This window comes from Flavobacterium psychrolimnae, assembly GCF_003312425.1.
GTDB lineage: Bacteria > Bacteroidota > Bacteroidia > Flavobacteriales > Flavobacteriaceae > Flavobacterium > Flavobacterium psychrolimnae.
Map to the genome: position 1 here is coordinate 98,609 of NZ_QNUX01000015.1, position 13,044 is coordinate 111,652.

Consider the following 13,044-nt stretch of genomic DNA (forward strand, 5'->3'; position numbering starts at 1 on the left):
TACTATTTCGAATGAAAAAGATTATTATTCTATTGAGTGTTTTGTCAATTGGTTGTAAAACCCAAAATGTAATGGTTCAACCTACTGGACTTGTTGCCAATGAAGCAATGGTCGTTTCGGCACGTGAAGAAGCTTCCAAAATTGGAGTTGAAATCATGAAAAAAGGCGGTAATGCTTTTGATGCGATGGTTGGTACCGAATTGGCTTTGGCTGTAGCCTATCCGTTTGCAGGAAATCTTGGAGGTGGTGGTTTTATGGTCTATAGAAAATCAAACGGTGAAATTGGTTCGTTAGATTACCGTGAAAAAGCGCCGATAGCAGCCACTAAAGACATGTTTCTGGACGAAAAAGGAAATGTTATAAAAGGAAAAAGTACTGAATCCCCTCTTGCTATTGGAGTTCCCGGAACGATTGCCGGCGTTTTTGCAGTTCACGAAAAATTGGGCTCATTACCAATTGAAGAAATTCTAAAACCTGTAATTGAATTGGCAGTAAGAGGTGTTATTGTTACCAAAAAACAAGAAGACCGATTGGCTGCATATCGAGACAAAATCATAACAGTAAATGGCGATAAAACATTATTTGCTACTGCTTTTAAAGAAAATGATGTTATAAAATATCCTGCGCTGGCAGCTACATTGAAAAAGATCTTAAAAAATGGCAGAGATGAATTTTACAAAGGAGAAACAGCTAAAATATTAGTCAAATACCTTCAGGAGAAAGGAGCAATAATCACTTTGGAAGATTTGGCCAAATATGAAGCCAAATGGAGAACGCCGCTTACTTTTGATTATAAAGATTTAAAGGTTATTTCTATGCCTCCGCCCAGCAGTGGCGGAATATGTCTAGCTGAAATATTCAAAATGATTGCACCTTATGACTTGGCTAAAATGGGTCATAATTCTACCGAAGCCATTCAAGTTATTGTAGAAGCCGAAAGAAGAGCGTATGCCGACAGAAGTTATTATCTGGGGGATCCGGATTTTGTAAAAATTCCCTTGAAAGCCTTAATGGATGAGGACTATTTGAAACAAAGAATGTCAAATTTTAGTTTTGAAAAAGCCACTTTATCATCGGATATAAAGGAAGGAAAAGTAACTTATAATGAAAGTACGGAGACTACCCATTATTCGATTGTAGATCAGTTTGGCAATGCGGTTTCGTCAACTACAACATTAAACGACGGATATGGTTCTAAATATTATTGTGATGAATTGGGCTTTTTCCTAAACAACGAAATGGATGATTTCAGTTCCAAACCAGGTGAACCGAATATGTTTGGATTAGTGGGGAATGAAGCCAACAGTATTGCGCCTCAAAAAAGAATGCTGAGTTCTATGACGCCAACGATTGTAGAGAAAAACGGAAAATTATTTATGGTAGTGGGTTCTCCCGGCGGTTCTACGATTATTACATCGGTATTGCAAACGATATTAAATGTTTATGAGTATCGTTTGAGTATGCAGGAAGCTGTAAATGCACCTCGTTTTCATCATCAATGGTTACCGGATTTAATCACTTTTGAACCCAATACATTCGATACTAAAACCTTTGAAACCTTGAAGTCAAAAGGATATCTTATCAATGAAAAAACAACACCAGTAATAGGAAAAGTAGATGCGATTTTGGTTTTACCAAATAAAAAAATCGAAGGTGGCGCTGATTTTAGAGGAGACGATAAAGCGGTTGGATTTTAGCCCTTCGACTGCGCTCAGGATGACTAAAAATTTAAATATTTATGAACTTTATACTTGCCTTAGAAAACACTTTTAAGCAAAATGAGAATCCTGAAAATGCTTTTGCCATGGCAAAATACATGAAGAATAACTTTCCGTTTTTTGGAATAAAAACGGAGGAACGAAGACGCATTTTTAAGGAAATTTGGAAAGAAAACAAAGAAGAGGTTTCGGCAAACGTAAGGGAAATTGCATTGGATTTATATTCAAAACCAGAACGGGAATTTCAGTATTGTGCCATTGAAATTTTGATAAAAGAACTTAAAGGAAATTACAAAAAGGAGGACATTCAACTGATTGAAAAACTGATACTGAATAACTCTTGGTGGGATAGCGTTGATACCATTGCAAAATATATTTTAGGTAAATATCTAAGAGAATTTCCATTGGAAACCAAAAATGTAATAGAACGATTTTCAAGGTCTGAGAATATGTGGTTGAACCGAAGTGCAATTTTATTTCAATTGGGGTACAAACAAAAAACCAGTGCTGATTTATTATTTTCCGAATGTTTAAAGCATTCGCATTGTAAAGAATTTTTTATTCAAAAAGCAATCGGTTGGGCATTACGGGAATATGCAAAATCAAATCCTGAAGATGTTCAAGAATTTGTAAAAACCAATACTTTAAAGCCATTAAGCAAAAAAGAAGCGTTAAAAAATATGTGTTAGGATTAAAATAATAGTAGTTTTGTAGCCCTCTTAAAAAGTATCATGTTCAAAAAAATAATAGCCAAACTAGAAGTAATAATTGCCGTAGCACAGTCTATATTGACTCCAAAACAGTTTATATTTTTATCTGCCGTTTTGGTTGGAATCTCCTCTGCATTTGCCGTAATAGTTCTGAAAACTTTTGCGCATTGGGTATTTTCTTTTGCAACTTATGTCAGCGGAATTTTAAAATTGGGTTTCGTTAATAGTATTCTACCTATAATTGGTATTGTGCTCACCGTTTTTGTCATCAAAAGAGTTTTAGGAGGAACAATACAAAAAGGGACTTCGCAAATTTTATATGCAGTAGCTAAAAAAGCAAGTATTATTCCAAAAAAACAAATGTACGCCCAAATTGTAACCAGTTCATTAACGGTTGGTTTGGGAGGTTCCGCAGGTTTAGAAAGTCCGATTGTAATTACAGGAGCCGCTTTTGGTTCAAACTATGCACAAAAATATAAATTAAGTTATAAAGACCGAACTTTACTAATTGGTTGTGGAGTTGCAGCCGGAATTGCTGCTGCCTTTAATGCACCTATTGCTGGAGTATTATTTGCTATCGAAGTACTGTTGGTAGATGTTAGTATTGCAGCCTTTACACCTATCATGATAGCTGCTGCCACAGGAGCTTTAGTTTCTGTAATTGCATTGAACGAGGAAATTTTACTATCCTTCAAACAGCAACAGAGTTTTGATTATCATAATATTGCTTTTTATATTCTTTTAGGTTTATTTACCGGATTCATTTCCGTTTATTACTCCCGAAATTTTCAGAAAGTAGAACATTTTTTCGCAAGACTTAAATTATCACCCTATAAAAAAGCGTTGTTTGGTTCTTCAATTTTAGCCATTCTTATTTTTATTTTTCCAACACTTTTTGGAGAAGGATATGAAAGTATCAAAACATTATCAGAGAACGATCCCGGAAAATTATTAGAAAACACATTATTCAGTAGTTTTCGCGATAATAGTTGGGCACTTTTACTTTTTGTAGGGTGCACGATGATGATAAAAGTTTTTGCGACAGGAATTACTTTAGGCAGTGGTGGTAATGGTGGAAATTTTGCTCCTTCCCTGTTTCTCGGATCTTATGTTGGTTTCTTTTTTTCCAAATTTTTAAATCTCACAGGACTTACTAAATTACCCGTTAGTAATTTTACTTTGGTGGGAATGGCAGGTATTTTGAGCGGTTTATTTCATGCTCCCTTGACTGCGATATTCTTAATTGCTGAAATTACAGGAGGATATAACTTGATGATTCCGCTGATGATTGTGGCATCAATCAGTTTTGCTATTTCAAAGCGTTTTGAAAAACACTCGATGGATGTGAAAAATCTCGTGCAAAAAGGGCATGCCTTTACCAGTAATAAAGACACTAATGTACTTTCTACACTAGAGACAAGTACCATTATTCAAACAGATTTTCTTACGGTAACTCCTAATGAAAATTTAGAAAGACTCGTTGATCTCATTTCTCATTCCAACCAAGTGATATTTGCAGTAGTTGATACCGAACAGAACTTATTGGGCATTGTTCATTTTAATGATATTCGCGAAATAATATTCAATAATTACCGCGTTAAATATACATTGGTGAAGGAAATAATGCTGAAACCTGTTGAAACAATTTCACCGGACGACAGCATGGAAATGGTCATGAATAAATTTGAGAAATCGAAAAAAGCATTTTTACCGGTACTTAAAGACGGAAAATATCACGGTTTTATTTCTAAATCTGTTGCGCTTGAAGCTTATCGAACAAAACTGAAATCAATGACGATTGAGTAGGTCATTTATAGTCTAAAAAAAGAGATATTTCGCTATCAACATTTTGCAATTACAATAAGATAAGAGTTTTTAGAAGAAAAAATCTGAAGTGAAATTTTAAAAAAAAGCAGACCTGTAAGCCGGATTCTGTCTCCAATAAATTAGAGCCTTATCATTTATCTAGATCCCGCATTACTGCGAGACTCAAGCTATCTACCCTTCAACAACGGACGAGAAGCCCTTAAATGCTGATATACTTGATATTTCACCGCATAGAGTTTACCTGGTTTCACTACAGCATTACCTGTACATACTTTCTGTTGCACTTGTCCTAATCTCGTCCGTAAAGACGAGACCGACGGGTGTTACCCGCTATGCTTCCCTTTGGTGTCCGGACTTTCCTCCCTCTTGATTGCTCAAAACGGCGATAAGGCGGTCTGCGGTGCAAATTTACACTATTTAATTCTTTTTTTTCATTTACTGCTACTTACTTTAACAAGCCTTTTACAATCTATTCATAATAAAATAGTTACCTTTATTAACTAACTATAAATTCTTTATTATGTCAAATATGTATCATTATGCCAGCGTTTCTAAAGCCTTAGACGATTTGAATGAGATGGGATTTACCTATGATTTCAATCTCCATGAGGAAGACATTATAAAAAACCCAAGCCACTATGAAATTCAACATATTTACCGCTACGAAGGAGATACCAATCCAGATGATGAAGCAACGGTTTATGGTATAAAATCAACTTCTGGAAAAAAAGGTGTGTTTGTAGCGGGATATGCCGCAAATTCAGATAATGGTGCCGCAAGAGTTTTAATCGATCTTAGCATCAAAGGAAGAGACAAGTAAGCTCGTTTTCTAAAATAATTTAAAACTAAATCAAGAATTTAAATCAATTATTTTTTAGGAGCTTATTCCAGCTATCCGTTACAATCTTATACGCCGAACCCCGGCGCATAAGGATTTTCGCTACTATCTGGGCTAGGGAATTTGAGAAACAAAAACCATTCTGAAAATTATAAAATCTTTCAATCCTTAAATTTTTGCATCTTTAAATTAAAACCTATATTTGCTTTCGAATAAAATTTCTATGGAACAATTTGTTGTATCGGCCCGTAAATATCGTCCTCAAACGTTTAAAGATGTTGTAGGACAAAAAGCCATTACTAATACTTTATTGAATGCCATAGAAAGCAATCACTTAGCTTCAGCATTATTATTTACAGGACCTCGTGGCGTTGGAAAAACAACTTGTGCCCGTATTTTGGCTCGTAAAATTAACCAGCCTGGATATGATGATCCTAATGAAGATTTTGCCTTTAATGTTTTCGAATTAGATGCCGCTTCTAATAATTCTGTTGATGATATTAGGAATCTTATTGACCAAGTTCGGATCCCACCACAAACGGGACAATACAAAGTATACATTATTGATGAGGTTCACATGTTGTCTTCGGCAGCTTTCAATGCTTTTCTGAAAACACTGGAAGAACCGCCTAAGCACGCCATTTTTATTTTGGCTACGACCGAAAAACATAAAATTATTCCAACGATACTTTCTCGTTGTCAGATATTTGATTTCAAAAGAATTACCGTAAAAGATGCCAAAGAACATCTTGCCGAAGTGGCCACCAGTCAAGGCGTAGTTTTTGAAGATGACGCTTTGCACATTATTGCTCAAAAAGCTGATGGCGCCATGCGTGACGCTTTGTCTATTTTTGACCGAGTAGTTTCTTTTTGTGGAAAAGATTTAACACGTCAGGCCGTTACAGAGAATTTGAATGTGTTGGATTACGAAACATACATCAACATCACCGATTTGATTTTGGAAAACAAAATCCCGGATCTATTGATGGCGTTCAACGAAATTCTTGCTAAAGGTTTTGATGCACATCATTTTGTATCTGGATTGGCTTCTCATTTTAGAGATTTATTAGTTTCTAAAACGCCTGCAACTTTGACTTTATTAGAAGTTGGCGAACAAGCACAACAAATGTATGGCGTGCAAGCTCAGAAATGTAGTCAAGACTTTCTTTTGAAAGGAATCGAGATTGCAAATGATTGTGATTTGAAATACAAACTGAGTCAAAACCAACGACTTCTTGTTGAACTTTGCCTAATGCAACTTGCCTCTATCACTTTTGATGGAGAAAAAAAAAAGTTGAACAATATATAATTCCCCCTACTTATTATAGAAAGAATGATTATTCGATAACGGTTCAACCGAAAATTGAAGATTCAAAACCTGCTATCCCAGTTATAGATTCTGTTCCATTAAAAGAACCGGAAACTACAGATGCTGTTACATCAATTCCATTACCTACTCCAGCAGCAAAAATAAACATTCTGCAATCCGATGGACCAAAGGTTTCTGCGTTTTCATTAGCCAGTATTCGTGCAAAAAAAGCATTAGAAGAAAGTAGTAGAGGATTTGTGAAAGAAGTGCTTCATTTGCCAACCGAGCCTTTCTCAGAGACTGAAATGTTGCTACAATGGAATAAATATGCGCAACGTTTAGGCGACAAAGGCTATAGAATTATGGAATCTTTGTTACTTATTAATGATCCAAAATTAAATGGAACCGCCATCACAATTGAATTGCCTAACGAAGGATCAAAATTAGATTTTGAAAAGGAAATACATGGACTTTTAGGCCATTTAAAAGGTCATTTACACAATCATGACATTACAATTGAAGTTATTGTAAATGAAAGTATAGAAAACAAAAGAAGCTTTAATGACCAAGACCGCTACAACAGGTTATTAGAAATAAATCCAAATATTGAGCTTTTACGCACAACATTTGGATTAGATTTAGACGCATAATCATTATTAAAATTATATTTTACCGTAATACATTGCTTTTACAATTCCATCTGAAAGACCTATTTTAGGAACATAAATATTTCGTGCTCCACTCCACTTCATCGCATTCAGATAAATTCTTGTCGCTGGGATAATTACATCGGCACGATCCGGATTCAGACCTAATTCAGAAATTCTTTGTTCATAAGTAAGAGAATTCAAAAAAGCATATTGCGAATTCATATAAATATAGGAAAGTGGTTTTTCTTGCAATTTTCCAGACATTTTGAAAATTTTATTGATATTTCCACCAGACCCAATCAGTGTAACTTCGTCGTATTCTTTAGTATTTACTTTTATCCATTTTTCAATTTCATCCCAAACGACATCGCAAACCATATCGTTCAATAAACGAACGGTTCCGGCTTTGAACGATCTTGAATTAATCATTTTGCCGTTAGAAAAAAGTGTAAACTCAGTACTTCCTCCACCAACATCTACAAAAAGATAGGTTTGATCTGTTTTTAACAAATGATGTAAATCGGTTGATGCAATTATGGCTGCTTCTTTTTTTCCATCAATAATTTCTATTTTTATATCTGCTTTTTTCTTAATTAATGCTACAACTTCCTTACCATTATAGGCCTCACGCATTGCTGATGTCGCAAAAGCCATATAGCGCTCTACTTTATGAACCTTCATCAACAAGTTGAAAGCTTTCATTGCATCACACATTCTTTCGATATTCTCCTCTGAAATTTCTCCAACGGTGAAGGCGTCCTGCCCAAGACGAATAGGTACACGAACCAAGGAACTTTTATTAAACTGAGGCTCTTTACCCTCTTGTTCCACAATATTAGCAATCAACAAACGCATGGCATTGGAACCAATATCAATTGCTGCATATTTTTTTATTTTAATCATATTCGTTTAATTTCTGATTTATTGTTTGATTCTTTTGTTAAAGTTTCCCTTTAATCATCAACAAACAATTATACTTTTTCCTTTTCATTTAATACTGCGTCCAGCTTTTTTTGGTAGTATTTATAGGTCTCTAATTGTGCTCTAAAAATAGGATTATGATTTCTAGGGCGATACTTATTATCTAATTTATAAGAGTGAAAACGCGCCTTGACATTTCCTTTCCAACCAATATCAAAATTATCAATTAGCTCATTTTTTATTCCCTGATCGTAAATAGGACAAGTCACTTCAACTCTTCCATCCAGATTTCTAGTCATGAAATCCGCTGAAGAAATATAAACTTCAGTTTGTCCGGCATTTCCAAAAATATAAATTCTAGAATGCTCTAGATAATTATCTACAATACTTATTGCCTCGATGTTATCACTCATCCCTGGGATTCCTGGAATCAACGAACAAATCCCTCTGACTTCAAGTTGAATTTTTACTCCGGCTCTGCTTGCTTCATATAATTTATCAATCATTGCAAAATCAGATAAACTATTCATTTTTAGTTTTATGTGAGTTTTTCGTCCGGCCAGAGCATGCGTTATTTCTCTATCAATTAACTTCACGAATCTCGTTCTGGTATAATGTGGAGAAACAATAAGATGTTTGTAGCGATGCACTCTGTAATTGATGTCAAAGAACTCGAAAATCCTCATAATATCTTTCAGAATCTGCTGATGACTGGTAAAAAGAGTAACATCCGTATATACTTTGGCAGTAGATTCATTGAAATTTCCAGTTGAAATAAAGCCGTATCTTTTTATTTTCTCATTTTCAATTCTTTCAATAACACAAATTTTACTGTGCACTTTCAGGCCTTTTATTCCAAAAATAAGTTCAATACCTTCCAATTGCATTTGTTCTGCATAGGAAATATTGGATGCTTCATCAAAGCGGGCTTGCAATTCGATTTGAACGGTAACTTTTTTCCCGTTTTTAGCCGCATTTATAAGCGAACTTATAATTTGAGAATTTTTTGCCAATCGATACAACGTGATTTTTATCGAAACTACTTTAGGATCTAAGGCAGCTTCACGCAAAAACTTAGTCAAATAGGAAAATGATTGGTAGGGCGCATTTAATAAATAATCTTTTTCGCTTATTTTTTCAAGCATACTGCCTTCAAGACTTAATCCAGGAATAGGAAGCGGATCATTCGTTTGATATAATAAATCATATCTTCCAAGGTTTGGGAAATTCATATAATCCCTCCTGTTGTGGTATCTGCCGCCTGGAATGATACTGTCAGTGGAGACAATTTTCATTTTATCCAGAAAAAACTTTAAAGTATCTTCTTCAATTAATTGATCGTAAATAAAACGCACCGGCTCCCCTATTCTTCGGTCTTTTACACTCAAAGATATTTTTTCGATCATACTTTTACTCAAATCACTGTCGATGTCAAGTTGCGCATCTCTAGTGATTTTTATCATGTGAGCAGAAACGCTTTTATAATCAAAAATATTAAAAATATTACTAAGATTATGGCGAATAACATCATCCAGAAGTATAACATATTGTTTTTCATTATTGGATGGTAAAACAACAAATCGGTTAATCGTTTTAGGAATTTCGATTACTGCATAACGAACTTCTGAGTTTTTGTTCATCACCAATTTAATCGCTAAATATCCTGAAGTATCTTTCAATACGGGGAATTCTGCTAAATCATTTAAGATTATAGTAACTAATTCAGGACTCACTTTTTGAATAAAAAAATCTTTTAGGAAAATTTCTTGTTCAACAGTAATATCGGTTTCAGTTATGATAAAAATATTTTTAGTTTCCAGTTCGCTTTCGATAATATTTAATATTCGAAGACTTTCAGATTGTTGCTGAATAACGATTTCGGTAATATCCTTGACTAATTGCTGAGCAGATATGCCTCCAAGATATTTTTCACCGGATATGCCTGTTAAACTTAAACGTCTGATTGCGGCAAATCGCACTCTGAAAAATTCATCTAAATTATTAGAAAAAATACCTAAAAAACGCAACCTATCTAATAACGGAACGGAATGATCACCAGCTTCTTGAAGCACTCTGGCGTTGAAAGCCAACCAGCTTTTTTCTCTATCAATATATTTATATTCTAATACTTTATTCATCTTAAATCTTTGGGAAATATTATTTTTTTTATTTTGCCTTTCTTTATTTTTTTCCAATCATCTGTGTCAAATTTAAACGACACAAAACCTGAAGTAGGAACATTTTCAATGGAAACGTCTCCAAATTTATTAACAAAATCTGTAATTGCCGCGTTATGTCCAAAAAGAATAACACTATCAAAATTATTACTGCAAGATTTAATTACTTTTTCCAGTTTCTTTTCATCAAAGGTATAAAGGTCGTCTTTGTAAATGATACTTTCAATAGGATATGAAATATTTTGAGCAAAAATTAAAGCAGTATCAGTAGCCCTTTTGGCTGTACTACTCCAAATTATATATGTTTTAGGAATCGAATCTTTAGCCTCCACAGAGACAAGATGAGCATCTTTTACACCTTGACAGGTCAAACCGCGATCTTTATCATGCATAGGAACTTCCCAACTTGATTTTGCATGGCGAACCAATATTAAGTTTTTCATGAGTAGAAAATAATTTTGTTATCAACTGGTAAAATTTATTAGATACAATTTACAAAACTAAAACTTACAATCTTTTTTTTTAACTTTTTATTCTATAAAATCTTATTAATATTGTTCACTTAAAATCTAATTTTTCTGATTAATAATATTGTAATCGTCCTGAAAATTAAAGTTAAAAAACTAAAAATATCCACGTCAGTCAAGCTATGTTTTAAAAATATTAATATTTTTTTTATAATTTTTTAAGATTGAATTAACAGAAAAAAGGTAATTCAACGACTATTTAGGTTGTTTAAAGAAAAAAAAGTTAACTCTAAATTTTTACATTTAATTTAGCATCTTAAACATTGCCCTGTTTAACAGAAAGAGCTCAAATCTAAAAATAAGAACCTACATGATAAAAAAATACTTTACCTCAAAAAATATCTTCTCCGATTTTTGTGATTTCTTTGAAAATTCTTTCAATCAAAATTTCAAAAAATTAGTTTTGTTGTGTTTCACTTTATTGACAACTTTACTAACTGCCCAAGTATCAAAATCAAATGATAAAACGCCTCAAGTTATGGAGGTGAAATCTTTGATTGCATCAATGAAGAAATCTGAGCAAAATTCAAGATCAGCGAAACCTGAATCTAAACGCTTGGAAAATTTACTTATAACATTTTTTGATTAGCTGTCTTTCACTATATAAAAAATTAAAAAAGACAGTTTATAAAAAATATCATCAAGCATTTTCTACTAAAAAATATAACTATGAATAAAATTACTATAAAAAAACATAAATTAGGAAGTGTATTATTACTTTTTCTATGTCTTTTAGTTTCCCTAAATTCATATTCACAAACACCAAAATTCACAACACCAACATTAATATCTGGAAATGATAAAGCAGCAGGTGCAAAATATCGTTATCCTTCTGTCACACAAGTTGACGGTACTGATGTTGATGCCATCGTTACAATTCTTAGTATAACAAATGCTACAATTGTTGATGTTGACAATGCAAATAATGGGGGCGGCAGTCTAAAAGATAGATTTCAACCTGTTATCAGTACCTCGAAGGCTAATGGAAATGTTGAATTTCAATTTGCTTTTTACAAAGGAGGCACATTTAATACTCCACAAGAATTAAAAATTGATTTAAGCTCTTTCATTTTAGAAGCTCTTGATTTGGACGGAAATGAATTTTTTGATGTAGCCAGACCTAACAATGAAAGTTATACAACAGAAAACAATAGTTTTATTACAGTAAGCTCCGTAGGAATATATACAAGATTTCAAGGACCTAGTAATTCTGTTGACCCTATTAGCATTTCTAATACAAGGTATATTGCCGCAGTTAACTTTGGAACTCTTAATTCAATATCTTTTAGATTAGGAAATAGTTCTACATCTAGTCAAAGACAAAGTTCGATTAGTTTTGGAGAGGTAATTTTCACCATACCAAAGGCACCAATTGCAAATGATGATTCAAGTTTATGCAAATCATACGGCACGATCACCATAGATGTTACATCTAATGATATTGATTCTAACCAAAACATCGACAAATCAACTGTAGATTTAAACCCAACACAGTCGGGAATTCAAACTTCCTTAACGGTATCAGGACAGGGAACTTGGTCTGTTAACTCAAGTGGAATAGTAACTTTTGTTCCGTTAGCTAGTTTTAAAAATAATCCAACGCCTATTAATTATACCATCAAAGATTTAACTGGATTACTATCAAACCAAGCTAAAATAACGATAACATTTGCGCCAAATCAACCAACGAGCAACGGGAATATTACTGAATGTGAATCAACACCTATACAGACGCTAAATGCAAATACTGCTTTAACATCAACTACTGGAATAACTTGGTATGATGCCGCAACGAATGGAAATATTGTTTCAAGTCCAACCTTAAAAACGGTAGGCTCGATAACTTATTATGCGGAATATTCTAATGGCACATGTTCAAGTTTAACCAGAACAGCCGTTAAATTAACTATTACACCCACAATTGCCTTCACTACAACTCCTACTCAACCAAAATGTTTTGGTGAAAAAGGGTCGGTTGTTTTAAGCACGCCAACAGGAGGAACAGGAAGTATCACTTTCAATACAACTGCTACAACTAATTTAGCTGCCGGAAATTATACCTACACAGCCACTGATGCAAACGGTTGTTCCAAATCTATAACCGTTACTATCAATGCGGCTCCTGATGTAATTGCGTTCACTGCAACCCCTACGCAACCAAAATGTTTTGGTGAAAAAGGATCGGTGGTTCTTAGCACGCCAACTGGTGGAACAGGAAGTATCACTTTCAACACAACTGCTACATCTAATTTAGCTGCCGGAAATTATACCTACACAGCTACTGATGCAAACGGTTGTTCCAAATCTATAACCGTTACTATCAACGCGGCTCCTGATGCAATTGCCTTCACTGCAACTCCTACTCAA

The 13,044-nt window shown here is 34.0% G+C and carries 12 protein-coding genes and 1 other RNA gene; 8 read left to right on the forward strand and 5 right to left on the reverse strand.

Translation table 11 applies throughout. From position 1 onward, the window contains the following. Positions 1-11 precede the first annotated feature (11 nt). The 3 genes from ggt to DR980_RS14475 are packed head-to-tail and all read left to right on the forward strand — an operon-like array spanning position 12 to position 4,234. On the forward strand, positions 12-1,697 hold the full coding sequence (ggt, locus tag DR980_RS14465; protein WP_113637442.1) for a gamma-glutamyltransferase: 1,686 nt from the start codon (positions 12-14) through the stop codon (positions 1,695-1,697). Between the two features lie 41 nt (positions 1,698-1,738). Continuing rightward, positions 1,739-2,407, forward strand: a complete 669-nt coding sequence (locus DR980_RS14470; protein WP_113637445.1) for a DNA alkylation repair protein — start codon at positions 1,739-1,741, stop codon at positions 2,405-2,407. A gap of 42 nt (positions 2,408-2,449) precedes the next feature. Further along, complete coding sequence (locus tag DR980_RS14475) at positions 2,450-4,234, forward strand: chloride channel protein (protein ID WP_113637448.1); 1,785 nt, start codon at positions 2,450-2,452, stop codon at positions 4,232-4,234. Positions 4,235-4,333: 99 nt separating this feature from the next. On the opposite strand, the gene rnpB is transcribed toward DR980_RS14475, so the two are convergent. Then, positions 4,334-4,657, reverse strand: an RNA gene (rnpB, locus tag DR980_RS14480) — RNase P RNA component class A. A gap of 118 nt (positions 4,658-4,775) precedes the next feature. Between rnpB and DR980_RS14485 the strand changes: the two genes are divergently transcribed. Next, complete coding sequence (locus DR980_RS14485) at positions 4,776-5,075, forward strand: hypothetical protein (protein ID WP_113637450.1); 300 nt, start codon at positions 4,776-4,778, stop codon at positions 5,073-5,075. Positions 5,076-5,316: 241 nt separating this feature from the next. Continuing rightward, positions 5,317-6,402: a DNA polymerase III subunit gamma/tau gene (dnaX, locus tag DR980_RS14490; RefSeq protein WP_113637452.1), complete on the forward strand. Its 1,086-nt coding sequence runs from the start codon at positions 5,317-5,319 to the stop codon at positions 6,400-6,402. A gap of 43 nt (positions 6,403-6,445) precedes the next feature. On the opposite strand, the gene DR980_RS16625 is transcribed toward dnaX, so the two are convergent. Then, positions 6,446-6,571, reverse strand: coding sequence for a hypothetical protein (locus DR980_RS16625; RefSeq protein WP_262510253.1), 126 nt, complete (start codon positions 6,569-6,571; stop codon positions 6,446-6,448). Positions 6,572-6,659: 88 nt separating this feature from the next. Between DR980_RS16625 and DR980_RS14495 the strand changes: the two genes are divergently transcribed. Then, positions 6,660-7,052 carry a DNA polymerase III gene (locus tag DR980_RS14495; protein ID WP_244199317.1) on the forward strand — a complete coding sequence of 131 codons (393 nt, stop codon included), beginning with the start codon at positions 6,660-6,662 and terminating at the stop codon, positions 7,050-7,052. Positions 7,053-7,064: 12 nt separating this feature from the next. Here the strand turns inward: DR980_RS14495 and DR980_RS14500 are convergent, their stop codons facing one another. From DR980_RS14500 to DR980_RS14510, 3 genes are all read right to left on the reverse strand, one after another. Continuing rightward, positions 7,065-7,955 carry a Ppx/GppA phosphatase family protein gene (locus tag DR980_RS14500; RefSeq protein WP_113637458.1) on the reverse strand — a complete coding sequence of 297 codons (891 nt, stop codon included), beginning with the start codon at positions 7,953-7,955 and terminating at the stop codon, positions 7,065-7,067. A gap of 68 nt (positions 7,956-8,023) precedes the next feature. Continuing rightward, positions 8,024-10,111, reverse strand: coding sequence for a polyphosphate kinase 1 (gene ppk1 / locus DR980_RS14505; RefSeq protein WP_113637479.1), 2,088 nt, complete (start codon positions 10,109-10,111; stop codon positions 8,024-8,026). Beyond that, positions 10,108-10,593 (reverse strand): SixA phosphatase family protein, encoded by a 486-nt coding sequence (locus tag DR980_RS14510; protein WP_113637460.1) that lies wholly within the window; start codon positions 10,591-10,593, stop codon positions 10,108-10,110. The genes ppk1 and DR980_RS14510 overlap by 4 nt, the downstream gene beginning before the upstream one ends. A gap of 394 nt (positions 10,594-10,987) precedes the next feature. On the opposite strand from DR980_RS14510, the gene DR980_RS14515 reads away from it, so the two are divergent. Beyond that, entirely contained in the window at positions 10,988-11,266 is a 279-nt protein-coding gene (locus DR980_RS14515; protein ID WP_113637462.1) for a hypothetical protein, read from the forward strand. A gap of 80 nt (positions 11,267-11,346) precedes the next feature. After that, positions 11,347-13,044, forward strand: a 1,698-nt coding sequence (locus DR980_RS14520; RefSeq protein ID WP_208630817.1) for an Ig-like domain-containing protein, incomplete at its 3' end; no start/stop codon positions are given.